Consider the following 25,674-nt stretch of genomic DNA (forward strand, 5'->3'; position numbering starts at 1 on the left):
TGTTCCAGCCACCCATACTCCCGAACAGTAACTTTGAGGGCTTGATGGAGCGCGACCAATAGCGGTTCACAGTCGCGTTCGAAAAACGGCCTCGGATCCTACCGGTATCTTCCCAGCGTTGATTTCCGCTTCGATCTGCCTGACCCAAGTTTCAGCATTGTTTTTGCGGTTAAAGTAAGCCGGCTACTGCTCGTAACCCTTGCGGCGAATCTGAGCTTGCCAGCGAATACTTTTAGCGCTTTCGACCCATTGAACAGACGCCAGACTCACCACTTTGTTGGCAATGTTGATTGTCATCCGGTTTAGGGAGTTTTCGGGGAGATTTGCACTGTTTTTGCACCAAAAAACCGCGCCACTCTCGTAGCTTTCGCTCACCAAGRTGGCAGCTGCTTGTCTTTTTGGTGAAAGAAGTGGTGAGCCGTGTTGGGTTCGAACCAACGACCTACTGATTAAAAGTCAGTTGCTCTACCAACTGAGCTAACGGCCCACTTCTTCGTTGCTGTCTAAGCGTTTTCTCCAAGAGGATCAAGCACTTATTTCGCTTCGGRACTGCCTGGCAGCCTGTGTCATGCTGTCCCGATAGGCGGCGTATCTAGGGCCAGTGCAGCGGGGGGTCAACCCCTTTTTTCAACTTTTCTCACCGAAGACTAGATTCATCTGCAGTCCAGGTCTATATGCCCGGAATGAACACCCAAGCAGATACCGCACTCCCCTTCATGAAGATGCACGGGCTGGGCAACGACTTTGTTGTTGTTGACGCGCGCGCGCAGGACATCTCCATCACCCCGGCGATGGCCAAGGGAATCGCTCACCGCCGGTTCGGGGTGGGATTTGACCAGCTGACGGTAGTCTCAAACGGCCTCGGGGACGCGCATCTAACCTTCTATAACGCCGACGGATCCACTTCCGGAGCCTGCGGCAATGCCACCCGCTGCATTGCCCGCCATCTGATCCTGGAAAGCGGCAAGTCCGAGCTGCATCTGACCACCGATCGCGGCGACCTTTATGCACGCGATGCCGGCGATGGCCTTACGTCCGTCAACATGGGACAGCCACAGCTTAACTGGCAGGACATCCCGCTGGCCGAAGACGCGGATACATTGGAACTGCCCATCGAAGGCGGCCCTGCTGCAACCGGCATGGGTAACCCGCACTGCACATTCTTTGTCGAGGATGCCACGATCATTCCGCTGGAAGAATTCGGCCCCCGCTACGAGCATCACCCGCTGTACCCCCAGCGCACCAATGTGCAAGTTGCCCAAGTGACTGGCCCCGACCGCATCCGCATGCGTGTGTGGGAGCGCGGTGTAGGGGTGACACTGGCCTCCGGCTCCTCCTCCTGCGCCACTGCCGTTGCTGCCGCCCGGCGCGGACTGACAGGCCGCAACGTGCAGATCGACCTGGATGGGGGCACGCTGTGGATCAACTGGGCCGAAGACGGCGTGTGGATGACCGGCCCCACCATGCATGTGTTCGACGGCACCTTCACCCGCGAATTCCTGGAGACGCTGGCATGAGCGTGCCAAAGTTCACCACCCTTGGCTGCCGCCTCAACGCCTATGAGACCGAGGCGATGAAGGAGCTGAGCCAGCAAGCGGGGCTTGAAAACGCCGTGGTTGTGAACACCTGCGCGGTGACCGCCGAGGCCGTGCGCAAGGCACGCCAGGAAATCCGAAAATTGCGCCGCGAAAACCCGGAGGCGCCGATCATCGTGACCGGCTGCGCCGCCCAGACCGAACCGGAAACCTTTGCCGCGATGGACGAAGTCACCCGTGTCATCGGCAATACCGAAAAGATGCAGGCCCAAACTTGGAATGAAATCGCCAAGGGCCCGGACTTCATCGGCACAACGGAAAAGGTGCAGGTTGACGACATCATGTCGGTGACTGAAACCGCAGGCCATCTGATCGACGGTTTCGGCACCCGCTCCCGTGCCTATGTGCAGGTCCAGAACGGCTGCGATCACCGCTGCACCTTCTGCATTATCCCCTATGGCCGCGGCAACTCCCGCTCCGTCCCCGCCGGGGTGGTGATCGACCAGATCAAACGGCTGGTTGACAAGGGCTATAACGAGGTGGTGCTGACCGGAGTGGACCTCACCTCCTGGGGCGCTGATCTGCCTGCGCAGCCGCGTTTGGGCGATCTGGTGATACGCATTCTAAAGCTGGTGCCGGACCTGCCCCGCCTGCGCATCTCCTCGATCGATTCGATTGAAGCGGATGAGAATCTGATGCAAGCCATTGCCACCGAACCGCGCCTAATGCCGCATCTGCACCTGTCGCTGCAGCACGGCGACGACCTGATCCTCAAACGTATGGCGCGGCGGCACCTGCGCGGCGACGCCATCGCCTTCTGCGAGGAGGCCCGGCGCCTGCGCCCGGAGATGACCTTTGGCGCAGACATCATCGCGGGCTTCCCGACCGAAACCGACGCCCATTTCGAGAACTCGCTGAAGCTGGTCACAGACTGCGGCCTGACCTGGCTGCACGTCTTCCCCTATTCCAAGCGCGACGGCACCCCGGCCGCAAAGATCCCCAATCAGGTAAACGGCAACGTTATCAAGGAGCGCGCCGCCCGTCTGCGTGCGGCTGGCGACGCCCAGGTCGACCGCCATCTGGCTGAACAGCTCGGCAAGACCCACCGCATCCTGATGGAAAACCCGCATATGGGCCGCACTGAGCAGTTCACCGAGGTGGCCTTTGCCGCGCCGCAGGCAGAGGGCCGGATCGTCACCGCCGCCATAACAGGCGCCAGCGGCAGCCAGCTCACCGCCTGATCAGCGCGCTGAATGCGTCAGCAAGTTGCGGCCGCCACCGAAGCGGAATCGTAGAACTCGTGCAGGTCGCAGATGCGCCCGTCCCGGAACCGGCAGACAATGGCAACAGGCGTCTCCACCCGCTTTCCTGTGGCCTTGCAGGTCCAGGCCGTGGTGCCCAGCCCAACCACCCGGTCTCCCTCCGCCACAGTTTCCTCCAACGTCCAATGTTCCATTGCAAAGGCGCTGGTTAGCTCACTCAGATAGCTCTGCAGCTGCGCGCGCCCGTTCCGTGCCGCACTGAAATCCAGCCCATGCGCGCCCTCTCCCATCGAACGCATGCACATGTCTTCGGTTGTGTAGTCGTCCCACATGATCAAATCGCCCGCCTTGCAGTCATCCCACTTGGCCATCACCTCACGCAGGATCTCTGCATTCGATAGTCCCGTCATTGCAACGCCTCCCAACTGGTATTGATACAACCTCTAAAGGGTGCGCTCCGGTCCCCTCATCCGTCAAGCGTGCCTGCCCGCAATTGCAGCGCAGTCTGAACTGCGCTATGACTTCAACAAGGTCCCGGATACCTGCCGCTCGCAGCCTTTGGCTTTGGTGAAATCCGGACAAGGAATATTCCTGACGCTTGGGTGCATGCCCGGATAGCAACGCGAGCCCTGTCTGCATCGGCAACTGCACCCTTCACGCGAAAGGTAACTCCATGCAGCCACAGCCTGCTCTCCCACCTGTTCCGCAGCTTAAGGCCGAAGCGCGCCTGCTGCGCAAGCATTCACAGGCCCAGGGCCAACCCATCAGCCACAGCACCGCGCTGGAGCGAATCGCGCAGTACTACGGCTTTCGCGACTGGAACACCCTTAGCGCCCGCGCATCAAACATCCCCGATTTGCAGGTCGGGATGCGGGTCGAAGGCAAGTACTTGGGCCAGCCTTTCACCGGCTATGTCCACGGTCTCTCGGCCTGCGGCACCAACGGGCACCGTCGGATAACCCTGCAGTTCGATACTCCGGTGGATGTGGTACGGTTCGACAGCTTTTCATCCTGGCGCCAAAGGGTTTCCGCGGTGATTGGCGCCAACGACCGGTCTCCGCAAAAAACCTCCAACGGATTGCCCCATCTGGTGGTCAGCCCGCTGTTGTGACCCAAAGGCCTGTCTTCTTTCTGGTACCAAATACTCCGGGGTGAATGCCCGCAGGGCAGAGGGGCAGCGCCCCTGTCCCCCTGTCCCCCTGGCAACGAAAAACCCCCGCAAGAGACACTTGCGGGGGTTTGATGTTTCACGCTGTCAGTCAGACAAGGATCAGTCTTTGCCCTTGTGCGGCGCCCACAGCTTCTTGTTGGTCAGATACAGCAGAACCGACAGAACGGTCAGGAACAACACGCCGACAAACCCGGCCTGCTTGCGCGCCATCATCTTGGGTTCTGCGGTCCACATCAGGAAGGCAGCGACGTCCTGCGACATTGCTTCCACGTCATTGGCGTGGCCGTCTGCAAATTCCACCTGCTCATCCGACAGCGGCGGCGCCATCGAAATCCAACCGCCCGGGAAGGCAGTGTTCTGATAGAAGATGGTGCCAGCCTCTTCCTTTTCTTCGCCGGTATAGCCAGCCAGCAGAGAGGCGATATACTCGGCACCGCCCATGCCTTTGAACAGCTGGTTCAGACCCGAACCGTAGGGGCCGTGGAAGCCCGCGCGCGCCTTGGCCATCATGCTGAGATCCGGGGCGCCGGCGTTGTTGTTTTCCGGGAAGTGGTCGACCGGCTTGGCCGGGCGGTCCTCATCCAGTTCCGCATCATAGACGCTGAAGTTGTCAGCCGCGTAGGCACGCACCTGATCCTCAGGCAGCTGCGGGCCGCCCTCGTCGGACAGGGTGCGCAACGGTACCAGCTTCAGCCCGTGGCAGGCTGCGCAAACCTCGGTGTAGATCTGCAACCCGCGCTGCAGCTGGTTGCGGTCATAGGTGCCAAACGGGCCTTCAAATGAGAAGGCGTAGTCGGTGATGTGCTGCTCGCCGCCGCCTGCTGCGAAGGACGCAGCAGGGATCATGGCCAGAGCGAAGGCGGCACCGGTTGCCAGTTTCTTGAACATAGTCAGGTGTTCCTTCTTCTTACTCGGCAGGAGTGGCTTCAGCAGAAGACTTCTTGCCGTAGTGGGCGTCGAAATCCTCTTCGATGGTGGCAGGCTGCGCCGTCGGCTTCTCGATCACGCCCAGCAGCGGCAGGATCACCAGGAAGTAGCCGAACCAATAGGCCGATGCGATAAGCGAGAACGATGCATAAGGCTCTTCCGCCGGCATCGCACCCAGCCACATCAGGGCAAAGAAGTCGACGACCAGCAGCGCAAACCACCATTTGAACATCGGACGGTAACGGCCCGAACGGACGCGCGACGTGTCCAGCCAGGGCACCAGCGCCATCACGGCAATCGCACCGAACATCGCCAGAACACCAAAGAACTTGGCGTCAACAATGCCGCCGGTCACGAAGGAGGCGAACTGCACCACCCACACTTCCGAGGTGAAGGCCCGCAGGATCGCGTAGAACGGCAGGAAGTACCACTCCGGAACGATATGCGCAGGGGTCACCAGCGGGTTAGCTTCGATGTAGTTGTCCGGGTGGCCCAGGTAGTTCGGCATGAAGCCGACGATGGCCCAGAAGATCACCAGCACAACGGCCAGGCCCAGGAAGTCCTTGATGACGAAGTACGGCCAGAACGGCAGGGTATCTTTCTCGGCTTCGGCTTTGGACCCTTTGCGGACATCAACACCGGTGGGGTTGTTGTTGCCAGTGGTGTGGAAGGCCCAGATATGCACGATCACCAGCGCCGCAATCACGAAGGGCAGCAGATAATGCAGCGAGAAGAAGCGGTTCAGCGTGGCGTTGTCCACCGCCGGTCCGCCCAGCAGCCAGGTCTGGATCGGCTCGCCGATGAACGGGATCGCGCCGAACAGGCCGGTGATCACGGTGGCGCCCCAGAAGGACATCTGCCCCCAAGGCAGCACGTAGCCCATGAAAGCGGTGCCCATCATCATCAGATAGATCAGCATGCCGACAATCCAGGTGATCTCGCGGGGCGCCTTGTAGGAACCGTAGAACAGGCCGCGGAAGATGTGGATGTAGACAGCAACAAAGAACAGCGAGGCGCCGTTCATATGCAGGTAACGCAGCATATGGCCGCCGTTCACGTCGCGCATGATGTGCTCGATCGAGGCAAAGGCCAGGTCGGCATGCGGCGTGTAATGCATCACCAGGACAATGCCGGTGACGATTTGCAGCGCTAGGCAGAAGGCCAGGACGATGCCCCAGATCCACCACCAGTTCAGGTTCTTGGGGGTGGGGATCATAATTGTGTCGTAGACAAGACCGACGATGGGCAGGCGGCTGTGGAGCCACTTTTCTGCGCCTGTCTTCGGCTCGTAATGGTCGTGCGGAATACCGGACATGAGCGCGTTTCCTTATCCCAGCTTGATGGTGTTAGCGTCGGTGAACTCGGCCACCGGCACATGCAGGTTCTCAGGCGCCGGGCCTTTGCGGATGCGGCCTGCGGTGTCGTAGTGCGAACCGTGGCAGGGGCAGAACCAGCCGTGAAAATCGCCGGCGCCGTCGCCCAGCGGCACACAGCCCAGGTGGGTGCAAACACCCATCATCACCAGCCATTCGCCGGCCTCGTCCATGGTGCGGTTGACGTCAGCCGCGTCGGTGCCCGGTTTGTTCGGGTTTTCCGACCGCGGGTCGATCAGCTCGGACATCTCCACGGCACGGGCTTCGTCGATCTCTTCCTGGGTGCGGCGGCGGATGAACACCGGCTTACCCAGGAACATGACCGAGATCTGCGTGCCTACTTCCACGCCGCTGACATCGACTAGGATCGAGGACAGAGCTTTCACGTCGGCGGAGGGGTTCATCTGGTTGACCAGGGGCCATACGGCGGCACCCGCGGTCACTGCCCCGGCGCCGGCAGTGGCGTAGTAGAGGAAATCTCTCCGGGTTCCTTCGTGGTCTTCTGCGTGGGACACGAGGTTTTCTCCAATTCCAGCGCCCGTTTAGGGCAAACATGCGCATGCACCGCGATTGCTCGCAGTGACTCAGGCGCGTGTCTAGCGGGGAGAAGGGCATTCGTCCAGCGGTCATAGGCGCGCAGAAAGCCGCAGACGGCAATTCTGTCACTGCTGTGTGACCGTGCCGCACCCATATCGGTGCGGCACCTGTCATTATCAAGAGGCGCTCTCAGCCCGCTGGCGGTTTTGTGGCCTGCATCGAAGGACGCGATTCGAAGCCTGCAAACCATTCCGCCAGCGCCTCGTTGCCCTGGCGCCAGCCCGCATCCGGGTGGCGCAGATCCACATACCCCAGCGCACAGGCCACTGCGATCTGGCCGATGTCCAGCGGCCCCTGCAGATGGCTCATCCAGCGCGCATTCAGCGCGGCACAGCCGCCCAGAACCTTGCTGCGCTGCGCATCCAGCCAGCCATCCCATTGTTTTTCCTCCGGGCGCAGCCGCTTTTCATACGCCATTAGAATCGCCGCATCCATAATGCCGTCGGCAGTGGCCTCCAGCACCTTGCTGTCCCAGCCGCTGCCGTACAGCCTGCCGCCGGCACGGTCGTCCAAATAGGCGCAGATCACCCGGCTGTCATACAGTGCCGGGCCGTCGTTGCGCTCCAGCGCCGGGATCTTGGCCAGCGGGTTGCTGGCCGCCACCTCAGGGCTGGGACTCAGGGGGGTGGTGGTGACATCCAGGATTTCGACATCGTCCAGCTGCCCGGTTTCGTGCAGCAGCACCACAACCTTGCGGGCAAAGGGGGATGCTTGGGAATAGGTGAGCTTCATTGAAAATCCTCCGCTTTCAGGCCGCAGCCTACTGCAAGCTGGCCTGAGGAAAAGGGGCAATCGCCACCTGTGCTATGCTGAACCCGCATAACCAGTCACGGGAGCCCCTCCAATGATCATGCGGATATTCCAGGTTGTCATCCGGCCCGGCAAGGAGGCCGAGTTCAGCAAGTTCTTTCATGAAACCGCGATTCCGCTGATGAAGGGCACAGACGGCATCGTTTCCGTCCTGCCCGGCGCACCCCGCGCGGAAACTCCGCGGGAGTTCAGTTTTGTGATGGTGTGGAAGGATCTGGCGTCGCTCAAAGCCTTCGCGGGCGAGGACTACACCAGCCCGCACATCGACCCGGCTGAGGCCGAACTGGTCGAGTCGCGCATCATTAAACACTATGACCTGGTGGAAACCTGACTCATTGTGAAATTCCCGCTTGCAGGCATCCCTGCTGCTTGGCACAGTCCCGCCGTTCTCAGGGCGGGGCGGAATTCCCCACCGGCGGTAAGCGGGCAAATCCCGTAAGCCCGCGAGCGGCTTCCAAAGTTTGGAAGTGTCAGCAGATCTGGTGCAACTCCAGAGCCGACGGTCACAGTCCGGATGGAAGAGAACGTGCAGAAGGGCGGCGCCAGGCGTGCGCCCGTCTGCTCGTGATCGCCTTGGGTGACGTGTCATGCCGTGCTGGCAGCGAAAAGCGGACACCGGTTTTCGCGGCCGCCAGCACGCCACCAAACTGTAAAGGAGATTACGATATGACACACACCCGCTATGCCTTCATCAAGGCGCAATGGCACGCTGATATTGTTGGCCGGGCACTGGAGGGCTTCCTGCAGCAGATCCCGGCAGAGCAAGTCGACGTCTTCGATGTGCCCGGCGCCTTTGAAATGCCGCTGCTGGCGCAGGAGCTGGCAAAGACCGGGAAATACGCCGCCGTGGCCTGCGCCGCATTAGTGGTGGATGGCGGCATCTACCGGCATGATTTTGTCGCCCAGGCGGTGGTCGACGGGCTGATGCGTGCAGGCATGGATACCGGGGTGCCGGTGCTGTCGGTCTCGCTGACCCCGCATCATTTTCAGGAAACCGATCATCACGTGGCCATCTACCGCGAGCACTTCGTTCAAAAGGGCACCGAAGCCGCCAGTGCCGCGCTGATGATCACGAAAACGCGGGAAACGGCGCTGGCCGCCTAACCCAAGTAGGCCTTCAAGGCAGGCGGCGGATTGTCCAGCAGCTCCGCCGTCTGCTGCGGCGGATGCGCCGTGCCATCCGTCACCAGGACAACCTGATCTGCAATCCGGCGCGCGTCATTCGGATCATGGCTGACCATCAGCACAGTGGCACCGCTTTCCCGCGTCAGTTCCGCCACCAGATCCAGCATCTCCGCCTTCAGCGCAGGGCCAAGCGCTGCAAAGGGTTCGTCCAGCAGCAGAATGCCGCGCCCTTGCACCAGCACCCGCGCCAGCGCCACCCGGCTTTGCTGCCCGCCGGACAGCGCCGCAGGCTTGCGGCCGCCCATGCCACCAAGGCCAACACGATCCAGAGCCGCGTCTGCCCGGCTCCACTCTGATGTGTTCAGCCGCAGGTTGGCACGCAACCCTAAGCCGACGTTCTGCGCCACGGTCAGATGCGGAAACAAGTTGCCGTCCTGAAACAGCATCGCGACTGGCCGCTTGCCCGGCGACTGGCTGGTCAGGTCCGCACCATTCCACAGGATGCGCCCGCGGGTGACAGGCAGGAAGCCGGCCACAGCCTCCACCAGCGTCGATTTCCCGGCACCGGAGGGACCGATCACCGCCACGCAGGCACCGGACGCGATCTCCAGATCCGCCTCGACCGCATAGTCGCCATTCATGATCCGGCAGTTCTCAAGCCTCAGCATGCCAGCGCCCTCCGCGGTCCAAAATCCAGAATGCGCCCATCGACAGCATCAGCAACAGAAGCGCCGCACCCGCCGCTGCCTCCATCCGGTACGCCCCCATCAACCGGTAGATCTGCAAGGGCAATGTTGCGAAATCCGGATCGGCAAACAGCGCGACGACGCCGAGATCGCCCATCGACAACGCAGCCGCCAGCCCGGCGGCAAACCCTGTCTGCGCCCGCATCCGGGGCAAGTAAACCCCACGGACAAAAGCCCAGCCCCGCATGTCCAGCGACAGCGACAGCCGGCCATAGCGCGCCAGCACCTCGCGGGCGCGGGGTACCAGGATCCGCATGGCAAACGGCAGCGCCATCACCGCATTGACCAGCGCCGTCACCGGCAGAGCCAAGGCAAAGGGATCGGCAACGGGATAGATCAGGATGAACAGCCCGGTGCCGATCACCAGCGGCGAGGCCGCAAGGCCCAGAATGCCCGACAGTTCAGTCATGCCGTTGCGCCCGGCGGCCACCGCGGCGGCCATCGGCAGGGCCAGCGCCAGCAGGATCAATGTGCTGAGCGCAGCAACCAGAATGGAGTTTCCAGCGGCCTGCCAGACACTGCTTTTCAAATCTGCCAGCCCCGGCAGTCCCGCCAGCACGATTGCGGCCAGCGGCAGCAGCAGGAACGCCGCAGACAGGATAATCCAGAAAACATCCAAGCCGCGCGCCAGCGCCCCCTGCCCGTCCCAGCGCCGCACCGCGCGGTCAAGACCAGCGCCAAAACCCTCGCCCGCCGACGCCCGCAGCGCCACCAGCGCGGCGGCGCCGGTCAGCAGCAACTGCATGCCCGACAGCAGCGCCGCGCGGCCCAGATCGAAATCAAAGCGGAACGCCTGATAGATGGCGAGTTCGATGGTTGTGGCTCTTGGCCCGCCGCCCAATGTCAGCGCCACCGCAAAGCTGGAGAGGCAGATCGCGAAGACAACCGCCAGTGCGCCGGGCACCACTCGCCGCAGCATCGGCCCTTCCAGCAGCCGCCACATCGCCAGCGCCCCGGCATCCAGCTGCGCCGCCAGGCGGAAGCGCTCGGCAGGAATCTCCTGCCAGCCCTGCAGGATCAGCCGGGTCGCCAGCGGCAGATTGAAAAAGACATGCGCCAGCACCACCCCGTGCAGCCCGTAGATCTGCACCGGTTCCATCCCGAATTGGCCAAGAAGGCTGCTCAGCCAGCCAGCCCGGCCAAAGACCGCGAGGAGCCCAAGAATGGCAACAATAACTGGCAGAATGAACGGTGCGCCCAGCAGGGCAATCAGAAGCCCCCGCCCCGGAAACCGCCGCCGCGCCAAAGCGCGGGCAACGGGAATGGCGAGGCCGACACTCAGCAGCGCCGACAGGCTCGCCTGTGTCAGCGTAAAGCGGACCGCAGCCCAGTCGCTGGCTGCGAATCCGCTTCCGGCCTCAGCCCTTAGGCCAACTGCCCCAAGGGTTCCCAGGATCAGCGCAGCCACCAAAAGGGCCGCACTGATGCCGGGAAAGGCGCTTACTGGCTGAGCGCGTCCAGCCATTCGCCCAGCGCCGTATCGCGCACCTCTGCCGCTTCAGTCTCGTTCAGCAACAGGGATTTGCCCGGCGCGATCAAAGTGCCGAACCCTTCCGGCAGGCCCGCCGCCGGGGTCACTGCGGGGTACATCCAGTTGGTGGTCGGGATGATCGACTGGAAGGTATCCGATACCATAAATGCCAGGAACTGATCCGCCAGCTCCGGCTGGTCAGTGTTTGCCAGCTTGCCGGCAACTTCCACCTGCATGTAATGGCCCTCGCCAAAGGCAGCAGCAGCCTTGGAGGCGTCCTCCTCTGCTATCAGATGATAGGCGGGCGAGGTGGTGTAGGAGAGAACCATATCAGCCTCGCCTTCCAGGAACATGCCATAGGCCTCGGACCAGCCCTTGGTCACGGTGACAACGTTGTCGGACAGGCCCTTCCAGATTTCCGGCGCCTCGTCGCCATAAGCGGCCTTGACCCACAAGAGCAGGCCGAGGCCAGGGGTCGATGAGCGCGGATCCTGAATCACGATTTTCTTGTCGCTGGCAGCCAGCGCCTTGAAATCCGCAGGTGCCGTTGCATCGGCGTTGTGAACAAAGGCAAAATAGCCCCAGTCATAAGGCACAAAGGTCGCGTCGTTCCATTCGACCGGCAGCGCAAAATCGGCGCTGACCGAATGCTCGGCAAACAGGCCGGTTTCCTTGGCCGCCGCGGTCAGATTGGTGTCGAGGCCCAGAACAACGTCTGCATCAGAACGTTCGCCCTCCAGCTTGACCCGCGCCAGCAGCGCCGCGCCGTCACCTGCGCCGACCAGTTTCAGGTCGCAGCCGCAAACTTCCTCGAATGCTTTCTCCACCGCCGGGCCGGGGCCCCAATCGGAGACAAAGCTGTCATAGGTATATACGGTGAGTTCGGGCGTTTCGGCAAAAGCTGCCGACGCGCCAAGCAGTCCCGCTGCAAATGCAAGATGTTTCATGCCATCCTCCTTTGCGGCTTCGGGCAAGGGTGGAGGCTGTCCAGTACCTTCCCTCCGCCGGTGTGATCCGGTTCAGGTTCAACGGGTGTCATCTCAGCGCCGCAGCGCACCCCGAGGTCTCGCGGACATTAGGCCCCGGGCGCAACAATGACAAGCCAAAGCCCCGCCAGGACCTATGGCCAGGTCAAACTGGACCGCTGCCAGCGCCGATCCCCTGTTCTTCTGGCTTAAAATATCCCGGGGGAGCCGCCGCAGGCGTCGGGGGCAGCGCCCCTGCCCGCTTTGCCGCAGAGGAATCCGCTTGAGGCACAGGCCCCTGCCCGCTAAGCACGTCCCGCAAAGGAGACCGCGCCGCATGTCGATGAACAGCTTTGGACACCTCTTCCGCGTCACCACCTGGGGCGAAAGCCACGGGCCCGCGCTTGGCGCCACCGTCGACGGCTGCCCGCCGAACGTGCCGCTGGAGCCGGAAATGCTGCAGCAGTGGCTGGACAAGCGCCGCCCCGGCCAGAACAAGAACACCACCCAGCGCAATGAGCCGGACGCGGTCAAGATCCTGTCGGGCGTGTTCGACGGCATGTCCACCGGCACGCCGATCCAGCTGATGATCGAAAACACCGACCAGCGCTCCAAGGACTACGGCGAGATTTCCCAGACCTTCCGCCCGGGCCACGCCGACATCACCTATTTCCAGAAATACGGCAACCGCGACTACCGCGGCGGCGGCCGCTCCTCGGCGCGCGAAACCGCGGCACGGGTTGCCGCGGGCGGTGTTGCACGTGAAGCAATCAAGGCGCTGGCGCCGGGGCTGGAGATCAAGGGCTACATGACCCGGATGGGCGCGCTGAAGATCGACCGCAGCCGCTTTGACTGGGACGCGATTGAGCAGAACGATTTCTGGATCCCCGACGCAGGCGCGGTGCAGGAATGGGAAGACTACCTGCAGGCCCTGCGCAAGGCGCACGACTCGGTCGGCGCAGTGGTCGAGGTGGTCGCCCGCAATGTCCCCGCCGGTATCGGCGCGCCGGTTTACGGCAAGCTGGACACCGATCTGGCCGCCGCGATGATGTCGATCAACGCCGTGAAGGGCGTGGAAATCGGCGAGGGCATGAATGCCGCGCGGCTGAAGGGTTCGGAAAACGCCGATGAGATCTTCATGGGTGAAAACGGCCCGGAGTATTCCTCCAACCACGCCGGCGGCATCCTGGGCGGCATTTCCACCGGTCAGGATGTGGTAGTGCGCTTTGCGGTGAAGCCTACGTCGTCAATCCTCACCCCGCGCAAGTCGATCCGCAAGGACGGTTCTGCCACCGAAGTCATCACCAAGGGCCGCCACGACCCCTGCGTCGGCATCCGCGCGGTGCCGGTGGCCGAGGCGATGATGGCCTGTGTGATCCTGGATCACCTGCTGCTGCACCGCGGCCAGATCGGCGAAAACCAGGGCCGGATCGGTTGAGAAACAGGCTCTAACCAGGGCCAAGTGCTTCTTTTTGGGCGAGATTTGCAAATGCAGGCCTCGCACTTTTTCAATTCTCAACCGTGCTCGCCTGCGCATTGGCTGTGGTCGCCCAGCGCCGTCAGCACCTTGCAGCAGCCGCCATTGCCGCCGTCGCACAGATGGCTGATCCGCTCCAGCTCCGCCGCCAGCTGCTCCAGCTTTCGGATGCGGTCGCGCACATTCTCAAGCTGGCTGCGGGCGATCCGGTCGGCCTCGGCGCAGTCGTCACCCAGGTGCCCGTCTAGCCCCATCAGAGCCTTGATGTCTTCCAGCGGGAACCCCAGGTCGCGGGCGTGTTTGATGAAGCCCAGCGTATCCATGCCATCCTGCCCGTACCGGCGCTGGTTGCCAGCATTGCGGCCCGGCGCCGGCAGCAGGCCGATCTCCTCGTAATAGCGGATGGTGGGCACCTTCACGCCGGTGGTCTTGGACAGCTGGCCGATGGAAAACATGTTCAGAATCTCTTGAAGCTCTAGTGACTAGAGGCCTTACATTGACCTCGAATCAGGAATGAGGACAAGAGCAATGGCAGGCTGCTGCAATCATGAGGCCCGGTTTGACGGGGTATCGGCGGACTATAAACGCAGGCTTTGGCTGGTGATCGCCATCAACGCCGGCATGTTCGCGGTGGAAATGGGCGCAGGCCAGATGTCCGGCAGCCAGGCGCTGAAGGCGGACGCGCTGGACTTTCTGGGCGATGCGCTGACCTATGGCATCTCTCTGGCGGTGATCGGCGCCACCCTGCGCACCCGCGCGCTGGCCGCACTGGGTAAGGGCATCAGCCTGCTGCTGATGGGGCTCTGGGTGTTCGGTTCTACTATCTATCAGGTGTTCTACGTCGGCGTGCCGCAGGCGCAGATCATGGGTGTGATCGGCTTCATGGCGCTGGCTGCCAATCTGATTTCGGTAATGCTGCTGGCCCGCTACAAGGACGGCGACGCGAATGTGCGCTCGGTCTGGCTGTGTTCACGCAATGACGCCATCGGAAATGTGGCGGTGATGATTGCGGCCTTGGGGGTCTGGGGCACAGCCACCGGCTGGCCGGACCTGATTGTGGCCGGGATCATGGGCGGGCTGTTTCTGAATTCGGCCTCCCAGATTCTGGTGCAGGCAGTGCGGGAATGGCGGGAGGAAGAGGCGCACGCGGCGGCACATACACTTTAGGCACTGAGGGCTGTGCCTGCCTGGGCAGGCACAGCCCGACTTCTCGGCCGGGCGGAACAGAGATTAGCCAAACAGCCCTGCGTGTTCCTCGCGCAGGGCTTTTTTCTGCACCTTGCCCATGGTGTTACGCGGCAGCGCGTCCAGCAGGATGATCTGCTTGGGCTGCTTGAACTTGGCCAATTGCCCGGACAGAGCGGATTTGATGGCTTCAGCGCTGGTGCCGTCACCGTCAGGCACCACCACGGCCACCACGCCCTCGCCGAAGTCTGGATGCGGCACGCCGATCACCGCGCTTTCCAGCACGCCGGGCAGATCGTCGATCAGGCTCTCCACCTCCTTGGGGTAGACGTTGAAGCCGCCAGTGATAATCAAATCCTTCTCGCGCCCGACGATCGTGACATAGCCATCGGCGCCGATCTTTGCCATGTCGCCGGTGATGAACCAGCCGTCCGGCTGCAGCTCCTCCGCCGTCTTCTCCGGCATCTGCCAATAGCCCTGGAACACGTTCGGCCCGCGCACCTCCAGCACGCCAATCTCTCTGGCCGGCACCTCAGTGCTGTCCTTCATCACCCGCGCCTCAACCCCTGGCAGCGGGAAGCCGACGGTGCCGGCCCGGCGCTCTCCGTCATAAGGATTCGACGTGCTCATATTGGTTTCGGTCATCCCGTACCGTTCCAGGATGCGGTGGCCAGTTCGGACCTCCCACTGCTCGTGGGTATCCACCAGCAGGGGGGCGGAGCCGGAAATGAACAGCCGCATGTTTGCGGCGCGGTCCCGGGTCAGCTGCTCATCCGCCAGCAGACGGGTGTAAAAGGTCGGCACCCCCATCAGCGCGGTGGCCGCGGGCATCGCCTCCAGGATGGCATCGGCATCAAAGCCCGGCAGGAACACCACCTGGGCACCGGCAAGCAGCGCCACATTGGTCGCCACAAACAGCCCGTGGGTGTGGAAGATCGGCAGCGCATGGATCAGCACGTCGTCCTTGGTGAACCGCCAGTAGTCCCGCAGGGTCAGCGAGTTGGAGGCCAGGTTGTCATGGCTCAGCATCGCGCCTTTGGAGCGGCCGGTGGTGCCGGAGGTGTACAAGATCGCCGCCAAGTCGCCAGCCCCGCGGGCCACGGGCTCAAACCCGGGCTGCCCGTCCGCCAGATCGCGCAAGGTGCCCTGCCCCGCCGCATCCAGTGTCAGCACCTCGGCCTCGCCGGAGATTGCGCTGATCTCCTCGAAACGCGCAGGATCGCAGACCACGGCCCGGGGCGTTGCGTCGCCAACGAAATAGGCGACCTCCGACCCGGTATAGGCTGTGTTCAGCGGCAGAAAGATACCACCGGCCATGATCGTGCCCAGATACAGTTCAATCGCCTGAATCGTTTTCTGCACCTGCACCGCGATCCGGTCGCCCGGCTGCACGCCCAGGGCTGCCAACGCCGCCGCCATCCGTTCGGCACCGGCAAACAGCGCACCGAAGGTAACCGTGCCATCGTTCGGGAGACGGGCGAAGACATCCTTCTCGCGTCCCAGGGACGACTCGCGCAATTGGCGGATCAGGTGGTTGGCGTCATACATCGGCGGCTCCTTCATCTGGCGGCGCCATTTGCGCGCCTTGATCCCCCGAAATCAAGCCATTGATCTTTGAGACACACGGGCGCAGGTTCACACCATGGCAAAATCCTTAACATCGCATCGACCGATGCTGGCGATTCTCCTGAAGGTGACAGCAATTGCTCTGTTCACCGCTCTGTCCGGGATCATCAAGGCGACATCCGAACATGTTCCAGCAGGGGAGGCGGTGTTTTTCCGATCGTTTTTTGCGATTCCTGTGATTGTGGTCTGGCTATCCATGCGCGGCGAGCTGCGGCACGGTTTGATCACCAAAAAGCCGATGTTTCACGTGTGGCGCGGCCTTGTTGGAACGTCTGCCATGGCAATGACTTTCATGGGGCTGGCACTGCTGCCGCTGCCAGAGGTTACCGCCATCGGTTATGCCACGCCAATCTTCACCCTGATCCTGGCAGCGCTGTTTCTGGGGGAAACCATCCGGCTGGTGCGGATCAGCGCAGTGGCCATCGGCCTGCTGGGTGTTCTCATCATGATTTGGCCGCGGCTGGGCGGCGATTTGGATGACGGCGCCATGCTGGGCGTACTGCTGGTGGTCGGCGCAACAGTGGCCCGCGGCTTTGTCCAGATCCACATCCGCCGCATGGTACAGTCCGAGCATACCGCGGCCATCGTGTTCTATTTCTCGCTGACAGCCTCCGGCCTGGCGCTGCTGACCGCACCCTTTGGCTGGGTCCTGCCGGATGCGCAAACCGCCGCGCTTCTGGTCAGCGCCGGCCTGGTCGGCGGGGTCGCACAGATCTTGGTCACGTCCTCTTACCGCTTTGCCCCGGCCTCGATGCTGGCGCCCTATGACTATGCCTCGATGATATTTGCCATCGTCATTGGATATGTCTGGTTTGAGGAATGGCCGACGCTGGTGATGCTGGCGGGTGCTGCTCTGGTGATTGCCGGCAACGTGCTGGTCATCTGGCGCGAGCACCGGCTGGGCCTGCGGCGCGGCAAGGCCAGGCCGCTGATTGATCCCAAGGGTGGGTAACAGGCTCTAACATTGAATTTCCTGCGGCTGGAGGCCACTAGGGCGACGCGCCCGCCCTCACAAAAAGGGGCGGGCGCTGCCAGGCCTGCGTCAAGGCGGGCCAGTTCAAATGGCGCGGGTCAGCCCCCCATCAACACGAATGTTCTGCCCGGTGGTATAGGCCGCATCATCCGAGGCGAGATAGGCGATCAGCGCGGAAATCTCGCGGGCGGTGCCGTAGCGGCCCATCGGGATACGCGCCTTGCGGTCTTCGGTCTCTGGAAGGCTGTCGATAAACCCTGGCAGCACGTTGTTCATCCGCACGCCCTGGGCGGCAAACTTGTCAGCAAACAGCTTGGTAAAGCTCGCCAGACCGGCCCGGAACACGCCGGAGGTCGGGAACAGCGGGTCGGGCTCGAACACCGCAAAGGTCGAGATATTGACGATCGACCCCTTGCCCTGCGCCGCCATGACGGGCGCCACCAGACGCGCCGGGCGGATCACGTTCATCAGGTAGAATTCCATCCCCAGATGCCAATCGTTATCGCTGATTTCCATGATGTCACCCTTGGGGCCGTGGCCCGCGGAATTGACTAGAACGTCAATCCGTCCCCAACGGTCCATAACCTTATCGACCAGCGCCTGCAGGTCGTTTTGTTCCAAGTTAGAGCCTGTATGGCCCACGCCGCCCAGCTCTTGCGCCAGGGCCTCGCCCTTGCCGGAAGAGGAGAGGATAGCGACCTCATATCCTTGTGCGTGAAGATGGCGGGCGGCATCCGCGCCCATGCCGCTGCCTGCGGCGGTGAAGAGTGCAACTTTGGTCATTTCCATACTCCTTTGCTTGTTCCCAAGATGGCCGTTGAAGGCGCGCTTGACCAATCATGTCTCATCGCGCGAGACTGCAGAAAAACTACTGGCTTGGATCTGATGCGCTTGCCCAATCTCAATGCCCTGCGGATGTTTGACGCCGCCGCCCGCCGCCTGAACTTCGGCCGCGCGGCAGAAGAGCTGCACCTGACCCAAGGCGCGGTGGCGCAGCAGGTGCGGCGGCTGGAGGCGGATCTGGGGCACAAGCTGTTCCACCGCCACGCGCGGGGGCTGACGCTGACTGATACCGGCCGCAGCTACCACGCGCCGGTGCAGCAGGCCTTGGCACTGATCGGGGATGCAACAGACAAGCTGGCCCCGGCGGTGCAGCGGGTGACACTTTCGGTGCCGCCCTCCTTTGCCTCAAAATGGCTGGTACCGCGGCTGCCGGAGTTCGAGGCCGCGCATCCGGACATCGACCTTCGGGTGGTGGCAGAGGAGAGCCTGACAAATTTCAAACGGGACGGCATCGACATTGCCATCCGCCAAGGCAGCAAACCGCAGGACAGCGGGCTGAATTCTGCCCTGCTGTCGCTAGTGGACCTGGTGGCAGTGGCACGGCCGGACTCGACTCTGGCACGGGAAGAGACGCTGGAACTCGCGGACCTGGCCCAGCACACGCTGATCCAAGACGGGCATCGCCACTGGGACCTTCTGCTGCGCCAGGAGGGCCTCACAGCCGTCGGCAGGGTCCTGCAATTCAACCAGACAGCGCTGGCGATGGATGCGGCGGTGAACGGCCAGGGCATCGCATTGGTGCCCCGGATCTTTCTGGGCAGCCAGCCCTTGGAGGTGCTGTGGCAAGCACCCCGGCTGGAGGACCAGGGCTTCCATGTGCTGTGGCCCAGCGCAAAAAGCCGGGCCAAGGCAGTGGTTGACTGGCTGCTGAGCCAATAAAATTCAGGCCGAGGCCGTCTCTGCCCCTTCCGGCGCGCTGAGCGAGATCACGCCAACAACGGCGGCCCCGTTCAGCCAATAGAAGGCGGCGTCCAGACCGGCAAAACCAAAAATGAACGGTGCTGCCAGAAAGGTCAGGCCGACAATCAGGTCCACGGCCAGATGCAGCTTGTAGGGCAGCACCCGGATCAGGCCGAGGTGGTGGTCGGTCAGCACCGTCAGCACAAAGGCGGCGATGCCGGTTGCAACCGACAGCCACAGCGCCAGCGGGTTGCTTTGGCCGAGGCCCAACAGAAACGGCAGCCCCATCAGGGCGATTGCCACCGGATAGTCGAGATAGGCGTGGACGGTGCGGGTCACGAAACGAAGAGGCATGGATCAGATCCTTGTTACTGAGAGTGTCCTGGCCGCATCATTTGCGGCTCTGTCCCCAGATTGATCCGTTTGTTCCGAACGGTGAATTTCAATTCATCTGCATAACCATGCAGATCGTTCAGAATCTGGAAGGAATGCCCGGTTCAGGCCGCCAAGTGCTGCTGCCGGTAGGCTGCGGGCGACATGCCGACTTGCTTGCGGAACACCCGTGAAAATGCCGCCTCGGACGCATAGCCGGCAATCTCGGCAGCGTCGGCCACGTTCAATCCCTGTTCCGTCAGCCCCTGGCAGGCGATCTGCATCCGCCAACCGGTGAGGTACTGCATCGGTGTTACCTCCATCTTGGCGGCAAACTCCTGAGCGAATGCAGTGCGCGACATCCCGGCTTCACGTGCCAGGCCCTCGACGCTCCACTCCTGTGCCGGCGCCTGGTGAAAGGCCGTCAACGCCCGGGATATACGCGGGTCTGCGAAACCGGCCAGCGCCGACCCACTGGGACTTTGGTGTTCAAGATAGGCACGGATCGCCTGAGCAAACAGCACCTCAGACAGTTTCAACGCAATCAAGTCGCCGCCGATGCGGGCGCCATGCACCTCGGATCCGATCATCCGCAGCGTCGCCTCGATCCAGGCGCCGGCTTCCTCGCCGTAGTTTTCGATCACGATATAGGGCGGCAGCCGGTCAATCAGCATATGCCCGGTGCCGCGCCGCCCCGGCACACCGGCAAAGGAGAAATGGCCGCAAATCAGCTGGGTGTCCCTGTCCTCTTCAGCGCCGCCATAGACCAGCACCCCGCCGCCGTCATAACCTGCGTCCTCCAGCACCCGGTCAAGCGGCAGGGCGTTCAACGGCTGCACTTCGTTGCACAAAAGCATATGCGCCGCGCCATGCGGGATCAGCACCAAATCGCCCTGTTTCAACCGCAGGGTTTCGCCAGTGGCGGGCACATGCAGCTTCAACTCTCCGCGCTGAACAAAATGGAACCGTGCCACGTTGTCGAACGGCGGCACCTGGATCCCGAAGGGCGGTGTAAAGGAGGTACGGAAATAGAGTGTCCCTTTGAGGGAAAGCCGGGTGAGGATATCGCTGAGCAGGTCCAACATGGTGCCCATGATAAGCACCCCGCATCTGGCGTCCATGGTGCAGGACGATCCGCAAGGGAATGTGAACGGATTGCCAAGCAACAGTATACACACGGCCAGCAGGACCGCCACCTGCCCTGTGACCACGGATCAAACGCTAGGTTTCAACAATGCCGATTTGATAGTTTAAAAACGCCCGTTCCCGGATCTTCCTCAAGGCGTGGTATTCAGCACTTTGAAACACCTTGTCCACTGCGTCCCTGTCGGGATACCGGACCACAGTCACCATCTCCGGAAGTGCCTGGCCGATCAGTGTTTCCGAGATTTCATACCCTTGGATGATTTCAGCGCCTGCCTCTTCAAGCAGCGGCTTGGTTGTCCCCAAGTACATGGTCAGCGCTTCCAGGTCGTCTGGATTTACTGTTGTCAGTGCAAAAACTGTAACTGGCATTTTTCACCTGTCTGCAGATCCCTCAACCTTTGGTGCCCCGTTTGGACCAGCCAAAGACAATTGCATCACATCAAGCCATTGATGCGGCTGATGCGCGGCCTTTGCACACCACTGCTAACTCGTGAAAACCCACGTCCCGGAACCGTTATGCCACCGTGATGGCAGCACTTAAACTGTTCATTTTAAGACGCGGATATCCGGCCGTTCCTTACTGCCGCGGGGACTCATCAAATGGAGGCTGCCGCTTCTAGCTGTGATATTCAGGCCGGCAGAGCGGCGGCAAAACAAAACCCCCGCACGCAGGCGGGGGGTTTTCAATCCGGAAGTGAGGTACGCTTACGCGCGGACCAGTTTCTCGTAATCCTCGGCGATCTCGCGGGTCAGAGCGCCGACCTCGAATTTGTACGGGCCAATCTCGCCAACCGGAGTGACCTCGGCGGCGGTACCGGTCAACCAGCACTGTTCAAATTCTTCCATCTCTTCCGGCTTGATCCGGCGCTCATGCACGGTGACGCCCTTGTCCTTGAGCATGCCGATCACGGTCTGGCGGGTGATGCCGTTGAGGAAGCAGTCCGCCAGCGGGGTGTGCACCTCGCCGTCTTTCACGAAAAAGATGTTGGCACCGGTCGCCTCGGCCACATAGCCGCGCCAGTCCATGAACAGTGCGTCCGAGCAGCCCTGCGCGGTCGCCTTATGCTTGGAGATGGTGCAGATCATGTAGAGGCCGGCCGCCTTGGCGTGGACCGGGATGGTTTCCGGGCTCGGGCGTTTCCACTCAGCAATCGCCAGCTTGGCGCCCTGCATCTTGGCGTCGCCGTAATAGGCGCCCCAGCCCCAGACCGCGATCGCCATCCGCACCGGGTTGGCAGCAGAGGCCACGCCCATATCATCGCCCGAGCCGCGCCAGACCAACGCGCGCACATAGGCGTCCTGCAGGCCGGACACCTTTAGCGCCTCATCCTTGGCCGCCTCGATCTGATCAACGGTATAGGGCATCGGCATATCCAGCGCCTCGGCACTGGCGATCAGGCGTTCGGAATGCTCGCGGCTCTTGAAGATCTTGCCATTATAGGCGCGCTCACCCTCAAACACCGAGGAAGCATAATGCATCGCATGGGTCAGGATATGCACCTTGGCATCCCGCCAGTCGACAAGTCCCCCATCCATCCAGATCACACCGTCGCGGTCGTCGTAACCAGCCATGCCGCACCCTCCTAAAACTCTGCGGGATTTCCATTTATTGCGCAGATTACGACCGAAACGGACATAATCTTGCGTCAAAGCTGAGATTCGATACATCTTCACCCTTGGAATGTCAACAACACTGACATAAACTGCACGGTAATACAGACGAGGGGGCACCGAATGCCTGAAGGCCGGACAGGGCAGGGATACGGCGGCGAAAGCCTGCTGTTTCTGACGGATGAGCAGCTGCGCCAGGGGATCGAGGCAATGTTCTTTGCCTATCGCGGCTTTACGGCCGATCCGGACCGGATCCTGGCAGAATTGTCCTATGGCCGGGCGCATCACCGGGCGATCCACTTCATCAACCGCTCGCCGGGCACGACAGTGAACAACCTTCTCAGCATTCTGGGCGTGACCAAACAGTCGCTGAACCGGGTGCTGCGCACGTTGATCGGCGACGGGCTGGTGATCAGCAAAGTGGGTGAGCTGGATAAGCGCGAGCGGCATCTGTACCTGACCGATCAGGGCGCAGCGCTGGAAGCCACACTGTCAGACGCCCAGCGCGCCCGGATGCGCGCCGCCTACAAGGATGCCGGTCCCGAGGCGGTGCAGGGCTTCAAGAAAGTGCTTGAGGCGATGATGGATGCGGACATGCGCCGCGCCTATGCGAAGCTGCGGGATTGAGCCACATGAGCATGAATGACGCCCACCTGCTGATCGTCGATGACGACGAACGCATCCGCGGGCTTTTGAAGAAATTCCTGATGCGCTCGGGATTTCTGGTCACTGCTGCACGCGATGCCGCCCATGCCCGGCGGGTGCTGGCGGGGCTGGATTTCGACCTGATCGTCATGGATGTGATGATGCCGGGCGAAGATGGCATCTCGCTCACCCAATCGCTGCGTGAGACCATGGCCACGCCGATCCTGCTGCTGACGGCCAAGGGCGAGACCGAAGACCGGATTGCTGGTCTGGAGGCAGGGGCGGATGACTATCTGCCAAAACCGTTTGAGCCCAAGGAACTGCTGTTGCGCGTCAACGCCATCCTGCGGCGGATGCCTGACACCACGGCGCAGGAAACGGCCCCCAAGGTGCTGCATCTGGGCGCCATCCGTTATGACATCGAACGCGGTGAGATGTGGCAGGGCGATGAGCTGATCCGCCTCACCGGCACTGAAAGCCAGCTGATGAAGATCTTCTCGGCCCAGCCCGGCGAGCCGGTCTCCCGCACCAAACTGGTCGAGGATCTGGGCCGTGACCGGGGCCAGGCGCAGGAACGTGCCGTGGATGTGCAGATCACCCGCCTGCGCCGCAAGATCGAGCCGAACCCGAAACAGCCGCAATATCTGCAGACGGTACGCGGCGCGGGATATATGCTGGCCCCCGACTAAAGCGCACCGCGCCCCTTCCTCTTCCCAAAAATATCCCGGGGTCCGAGGCAGAGCCCCGGGATTCCCCTTGCCGCGCAGCGCCGCGGCCCCCTAGGGTCGCGCCAAACCCGGCCGCAGGAGGATATAAGCCATGACAACCGCCCTGATCACCCACGCGGATTGCCTGAACCACGTGACACCGGACGGACATCCGGAACAGGTGGCGCGGCTCGCGCATATCCTGCACGCGCTGGAACCTTTGGACCTGAAGCGGGTAACGGCTCCGATGGCCGCCGAAGACGATATTCTACGCATTCACCCGGCTAGCTACCTGTCGGACTTGCGCAAAGCCTCTCCGGCAGAGGGCTGGGCACAGATCGATGGCGATACCTTCCTGTCCCCTGGCTCGCTGGATGCGGCCTTCCGTGCTGCGGGCGCAGTGGTGCGCGGTGTCGATATGGTGCTGGGCGGCGAGGTTCAGAACGCCTTTGCCGCGGTGCGCCCGCCGGGGCATCATGCCGAAACCGATACCGCGATGGGCTTCTGCCTGTTCGGCAATGCGGCGCTGATGGCCAAACACGCGCTGGACCATCACGGACTCAGCCGCGTTGCGGTGGTGGATTTCGACGTGCATCACGGCAATGGCACCCAGGACCTGCTGTGGGACGAGGCACGCGCGCTGGTGATCACCAGCCAGCAGATGCCGCTCTGGCCCGGCTCCGGCCGCCCGGAGGAGGACGGCGCCCATGGCAATATCCTCAACATGCCGCTGGCCCCGGGTTCGGGCCGGGCGGAAATGCAGGCAGCTTATGAGGGTCAGGCCTTCCCGCGGTTGCGTGACTTCAAGCCGGAGCTGATCATCATCTCTGCAGGCTTTGACGCCCATCAGGACGACCCGCTCGCCAGCCTCAACTGGGCAACCGCCGATTTCGCCTGGATCACGGCCGAGCTGTGCAAACTTGCCAGTGAACTTTGCGGAGGCCGTATCGTCTCGACTTTGGAAGGCGGATATGATCTGAACGCGCTGGCCGCCGCAACGCGCGCGCATGTGGAAGAATTGATAAAGGCACCGGCATGACAGAGACCCCCGTAGACCAGATGAGCTTTGAACAGGCGATGCGCGAGCTGGAAGGCGTGGTGGACCAGCTGGAGCGCGGCGACGTGGCGCTGGATGCCTCGATTGCGCTGTATGAACGCGGCGCGGCGCTGAAAAAACGCTGCGAGGATGAGCTGAAGCGCGCCGAGGAAAAGGTCGCCGCCATCACGCTGGATGCAAACGGCACCCCCAAGGGCATCCAGCCGCTGGACGCCGGCTGAGCCATGACCGCCGCTGCAGACGCAAGAACGCGCCCCTTTAGGGCAGTGCTGAAAGACGCACAGTCCCGCATCACCGCGCATATGGAGATGCGGCTGGCAGGCAGTGACGAGCTGCACACCGCCATGCGATACGCCATCACCGGCGGCAAGATGCTGCGCGGTTTTCTGGTGCTGGAAGGTGCCCGCCTGCATGGGATCCCGTCCAAAACCGCATTCGAGGCAGCTCTCGCCATCGAATGCATCCACGCCTATTCCTTGGTGCATGACGACCTGCCCTGCATGGATGACGACGACCTCCGCCGCGGCCAGCCCACCGTGCACCGGAAATGGGATGAGGCAATGGCAGTGCTGGCAGGCGACAGCCTGCAGGCCTTCGCCTTTGAACTGCTGGCAGATCCCAAGATTGGCCCGCATGCGCTGACCCTGATCCGCGGTCTGGCGCAGTCCTCAGGCAAGGACGGCATGGTCTCGGGTCAGATGCTGGATATCGCCGCGGAAACCGCCGCTGATCCACTGACGCTTGAACAGATCTCCCGCCTGCAAAGCCGCAAGACCGGCTGCCTGATCGAATGGTCCGCCACCGCCGGCGCGGTGCTGGCTGGTGCCGACCCGGTTCCGCTGCGGCAATACGCATCCGCCCTTGGCCTTGCATTTCAGATCGCCGACGACATCTTGGACGTGGAAGGTGATGTTGCCAAGGTGGGCAAGGCCGTGCGCAAGGACGCAGACGCCGGCAAAGCGACCTTTGTCTCGCTTCTGGGGCTGGCAGAGGCCAAAACCCGTGCCGGCGCCCTGTGTGAAGAGGCCTGCGATGCGCTTTCACCCTACGGTGAAGACGCGGCAACCTTGAAGGACGCCGCGCGTTTCGTTATTGCGCGCGACAGCTAACCCCGCGCGCCACGCCACGCACCCTGCCCGGCGCAGCCCAA

Annotated in this window: 29 protein-coding genes, 1 tRNA gene and 2 riboswitches; of the genes, 14 read left to right on the forward strand and 16 right to left on the reverse strand. The window is 62.4% G+C overall.

The window, feature by feature from the left end; genetic code table 11:
• Window positions 1–411: 411 nt before the first annotated feature.
• Window positions 412–487 (reverse strand) — tRNA-Lys (locus A2I95_RS20870).
• A 187-nt stretch (window positions 488–674) separates the two neighbouring features.
• Between A2I95_RS20870 and dapF the strand changes: the two genes are divergently transcribed.
• Both dapF and mtaB read left to right on the forward strand, forming a co-directional pair.
• On the forward strand, window positions 675–1,517 hold the full coding sequence (gene dapF / locus A2I95_RS20875; RefSeq protein ID WP_291732877.1) for a diaminopimelate epimerase: 843 nt from the start codon (window positions 675–677) through the stop codon (window positions 1,515–1,517).
• Entirely contained in the window at window positions 1,514–2,776 is a 1,263-nt protein-coding gene (gene mtaB / locus A2I95_RS20880; RefSeq protein ID WP_291732880.1) for a tRNA (N(6)-L-threonylcarbamoyladenosine(37)-C(2))-methylthiotransferase MtaB, read from the forward strand. The genes dapF and mtaB overlap by 4 nt, the downstream gene beginning before the upstream one ends.
• A gap of 17 nt (window positions 2,777–2,793) precedes the next feature.
• Here the strand turns inward: mtaB and A2I95_RS20885 are convergent, their stop codons facing one another.
• The gene (locus A2I95_RS20885) at window positions 2,794–3,207 is read right to left on the reverse strand and encodes a nuclear transport factor 2 family protein (protein WP_291732881.1); all 414 of its coding nucleotides are present in this window, start codon (window positions 3,205–3,207) and stop codon (window positions 2,794–2,796) included.
• A 263-nt stretch (window positions 3,208–3,470) separates the two neighbouring features.
• On the opposite strand from A2I95_RS20885, the gene A2I95_RS20890 reads away from it, so the two are divergent.
• A complete protein-coding gene (locus A2I95_RS20890; RefSeq protein WP_291732883.1) occupies window positions 3,471–3,908 on the forward strand; it encodes a glyoxalase superfamily protein in 438 nt (145 codons plus the stop codon).
• Window positions 3,909–4,067: 159 nt separating this feature from the next.
• Here A2I95_RS20890 and A2I95_RS20895 read toward each other — a convergent pair whose 3' ends face one another.
• From A2I95_RS20895 to A2I95_RS20910, 4 genes are all read right to left on the reverse strand, one after another.
• Window positions 4,068–4,856, reverse strand: a complete 789-nt coding sequence (locus A2I95_RS20895) for a cytochrome c1 (protein ID WP_291732885.1) — start codon at window positions 4,854–4,856, stop codon at window positions 4,068–4,070.
• 19 nt (window positions 4,857–4,875) lie between these two features.
• Window positions 4,876–6,210, reverse strand: a complete 1,335-nt coding sequence (petB, locus tag A2I95_RS20900) for a cytochrome b (RefSeq protein WP_291732887.1) — start codon at window positions 6,208–6,210, stop codon at window positions 4,876–4,878.
• Between the two features lie 12 nt (window positions 6,211–6,222).
• Window positions 6,223–6,783, reverse strand: coding sequence for a ubiquinol-cytochrome c reductase iron-sulfur subunit (petA, locus tag A2I95_RS20905; protein ID WP_291732889.1), 561 nt, complete (start codon window positions 6,781–6,783; stop codon window positions 6,223–6,225).
• 211 nt (window positions 6,784–6,994) lie between these two features.
• Window positions 6,995–7,597 carry a glutathione S-transferase gene (locus tag A2I95_RS20910; protein ID WP_291732891.1) on the reverse strand — a complete coding sequence of 201 codons (603 nt, stop codon included), beginning with the start codon at window positions 7,595–7,597 and terminating at the stop codon, window positions 6,995–6,997.
• A 112-nt stretch (window positions 7,598–7,709) separates the two neighbouring features.
• Between A2I95_RS20910 and A2I95_RS20915 the strand changes: the two genes are divergently transcribed.
• Together A2I95_RS20915 and A2I95_RS20920 are read left to right on the forward strand one after the other, a co-directional pair.
• Entirely contained in the window at window positions 7,710–8,006 is a 297-nt protein-coding gene (locus tag A2I95_RS20915) for a hypothetical protein (protein ID WP_291732894.1), read from the forward strand.
• 50 nt (window positions 8,007–8,056) lie between these two features.
• A riboswitch (FMN riboswitch) is annotated at window positions 8,057–8,205 on the forward strand.
• 136 nt (window positions 8,206–8,341) lie between these two features.
• Complete coding sequence (locus tag A2I95_RS20920) at window positions 8,342–8,779, forward strand: 6,7-dimethyl-8-ribityllumazine synthase (protein ID WP_291732896.1); 438 nt, start codon at window positions 8,342–8,344, stop codon at window positions 8,777–8,779.
• Here A2I95_RS20920 and A2I95_RS20925 read toward each other — a convergent pair.
• From A2I95_RS20925 to thiB, 3 genes are read right to left on the reverse strand one after another with little or no spacing between them, the layout of a single operon-like run.
• Window positions 8,776–9,468: an ATP-binding cassette domain-containing protein gene (locus tag A2I95_RS20925; RefSeq protein ID WP_291732898.1), complete on the reverse strand. Its 693-nt coding sequence runs from the start codon at window positions 9,466–9,468 to the stop codon at window positions 8,776–8,778. The genes A2I95_RS20920 and A2I95_RS20925 overlap by 4 nt on opposite strands.
• Window positions 9,455–11,011 carry a thiamine/thiamine pyrophosphate ABC transporter permease ThiP gene (locus A2I95_RS20930; protein WP_291732900.1) on the reverse strand — a complete coding sequence of 519 codons (1,557 nt, stop codon included), beginning with the start codon at window positions 11,009–11,011 and terminating at the stop codon, window positions 9,455–9,457. Before A2I95_RS20930 ends, A2I95_RS20925 begins: the two co-directional genes overlap by 14 nt.
• Window positions 10,987–11,964 carry a thiamine ABC transporter substrate binding subunit gene (thiB, locus tag A2I95_RS20935; protein WP_291732902.1) on the reverse strand — a complete coding sequence of 326 codons (978 nt, stop codon included), beginning with the start codon at window positions 11,962–11,964 and terminating at the stop codon, window positions 10,987–10,989. Before thiB ends, A2I95_RS20930 begins: the two co-directional genes overlap by 25 nt.
• A gap of 32 nt (window positions 11,965–11,996) precedes the next feature.
• Window positions 11,997–12,088: riboswitch (TPP riboswitch) on the reverse strand.
• Between the two features lie 231 nt (window positions 12,089–12,319).
• Here thiB and aroC point away from each other — a divergent pair.
• Window positions 12,320–13,420 carry a chorismate synthase gene (gene aroC, locus A2I95_RS20940; protein ID WP_291732904.1) on the forward strand — a complete coding sequence of 367 codons (1,101 nt, stop codon included), beginning with the start codon at window positions 12,320–12,322 and terminating at the stop codon, window positions 13,418–13,420.
• 77 nt (window positions 13,421–13,497) lie between these two features.
• Here the strand turns inward: aroC and A2I95_RS20945 are convergent, their stop codons facing one another.
• On the reverse strand, window positions 13,498–13,914 hold the full coding sequence (locus A2I95_RS20945) for a helix-turn-helix domain-containing protein (protein ID WP_291732906.1): 417 nt from the start codon (window positions 13,912–13,914) through the stop codon (window positions 13,498–13,500).
• A gap of 73 nt (window positions 13,915–13,987) precedes the next feature.
• On the opposite strand from A2I95_RS20945, the gene A2I95_RS20950 reads away from it, so the two are divergent.
• Window positions 13,988–14,626, forward strand: a complete 639-nt coding sequence (locus A2I95_RS20950) for a cation transporter (protein WP_291732908.1) — start codon at window positions 13,988–13,990, stop codon at window positions 14,624–14,626.
• A 63-nt stretch (window positions 14,627–14,689) separates the two neighbouring features.
• On the opposite strand, the gene A2I95_RS20955 is transcribed toward A2I95_RS20950, so the two are convergent.
• Complete coding sequence (locus A2I95_RS20955; RefSeq protein ID WP_291732910.1) at window positions 14,690–16,192, reverse strand: malonyl-CoA synthase; 1,503 nt, start codon at window positions 16,190–16,192, stop codon at window positions 14,690–14,692.
• A gap of 94 nt (window positions 16,193–16,286) precedes the next feature.
• Here A2I95_RS20955 and A2I95_RS20960 point away from each other — a divergent pair, with 94 nt between their 5' ends.
• Window positions 16,287–17,222 (forward strand): DMT family transporter, encoded by a 936-nt coding sequence (locus A2I95_RS20960; protein WP_291732912.1) that lies wholly within the window; start codon window positions 16,287–16,289, stop codon window positions 17,220–17,222.
• Window positions 17,223–17,327: 105 nt separating this feature from the next.
• Here the strand turns inward: A2I95_RS20960 and A2I95_RS20965 are convergent, their stop codons facing one another.
• Entirely contained in the window at window positions 17,328–18,032 is a 705-nt protein-coding gene (locus A2I95_RS20965; RefSeq protein ID WP_291732913.1) for an SDR family oxidoreductase, read from the reverse strand.
• A 96-nt stretch (window positions 18,033–18,128) separates the two neighbouring features.
• On the opposite strand from A2I95_RS20965, the gene A2I95_RS20970 reads away from it, so the two are divergent.
• A complete protein-coding gene (locus A2I95_RS20970) occupies window positions 18,129–18,965 on the forward strand; it encodes a LysR substrate-binding domain-containing protein (protein WP_291732915.1) in 837 nt (278 codons plus the stop codon).
• Between the two features lie 3 nt (window positions 18,966–18,968).
• Here A2I95_RS20970 and A2I95_RS20975 read toward each other — a convergent pair whose 3' ends face one another.
• The 4 genes from A2I95_RS20975 to A2I95_RS20990 form a co-directional block, all read right to left on the reverse strand.
• A complete protein-coding gene (locus A2I95_RS20975) occupies window positions 18,969–19,340 on the reverse strand; it encodes a hypothetical protein (protein WP_291732917.1) in 372 nt (123 codons plus the stop codon).
• Window positions 19,341–19,483: 143 nt separating this feature from the next.
• Window positions 19,484–20,443, reverse strand: a complete 960-nt coding sequence (locus A2I95_RS20980; RefSeq protein WP_291732982.1) for an AraC family transcriptional regulator — start codon at window positions 20,441–20,443, stop codon at window positions 19,484–19,486.
• A 136-nt stretch (window positions 20,444–20,579) separates the two neighbouring features.
• Complete coding sequence (locus A2I95_RS20985) at window positions 20,580–20,873, reverse strand: DUF1330 domain-containing protein (protein ID WP_291732919.1); 294 nt, start codon at window positions 20,871–20,873, stop codon at window positions 20,580–20,582.
• Window positions 20,874–21,209: 336 nt separating this feature from the next.
• A complete protein-coding gene (locus A2I95_RS20990) occupies window positions 21,210–22,076 on the reverse strand; it encodes a branched-chain amino acid aminotransferase (RefSeq protein WP_291732921.1) in 867 nt (288 codons plus the stop codon).
• Window positions 22,077–22,238: 162 nt separating this feature from the next.
• On the opposite strand from A2I95_RS20990, the gene A2I95_RS20995 reads away from it, so the two are divergent.
• The 5 genes from A2I95_RS20995 to A2I95_RS21015 all read left to right on the forward strand — a co-directional run bounded on the left by A2I95_RS20995 (window position 22,239) and on the right by A2I95_RS21015 (window position 25,633).
• Window positions 22,239–22,742 (forward strand): MarR family transcriptional regulator, encoded by a 504-nt coding sequence (locus tag A2I95_RS20995; RefSeq protein ID WP_027256903.1) that lies wholly within the window; start codon window positions 22,239–22,241, stop codon window positions 22,740–22,742.
• Between the two features lie 5 nt (window positions 22,743–22,747).
• Window positions 22,748–23,449 (forward strand): response regulator, encoded by a 702-nt coding sequence (locus tag A2I95_RS21000; protein WP_291732925.1) that lies wholly within the window; start codon window positions 22,748–22,750, stop codon window positions 23,447–23,449.
• 130 nt (window positions 23,450–23,579) lie between these two features.
• Window positions 23,580–24,506: a histone deacetylase family protein gene (locus A2I95_RS21005; protein ID WP_291732927.1), complete on the forward strand. Its 927-nt coding sequence runs from the start codon at window positions 23,580–23,582 to the stop codon at window positions 24,504–24,506.
• Window positions 24,503–24,745, forward strand: coding sequence for an exodeoxyribonuclease VII small subunit (locus tag A2I95_RS21010; RefSeq protein ID WP_291732929.1), 243 nt, complete (start codon window positions 24,503–24,505; stop codon window positions 24,743–24,745). Before A2I95_RS21005 ends, A2I95_RS21010 begins: the two co-directional genes overlap by 4 nt.
• A gap of 3 nt (window positions 24,746–24,748) precedes the next feature.
• Window positions 24,749–25,633 carry a polyprenyl synthetase family protein gene (locus A2I95_RS21015; RefSeq protein WP_291732931.1) on the forward strand — a complete coding sequence of 295 codons (885 nt, stop codon included), beginning with the start codon at window positions 24,749–24,751 and terminating at the stop codon, window positions 25,631–25,633.
• Window positions 25,634–25,674 lie beyond the last annotated feature (41 nt).

Source organism: Leisingera sp. F5, assembly GCF_001593695.1.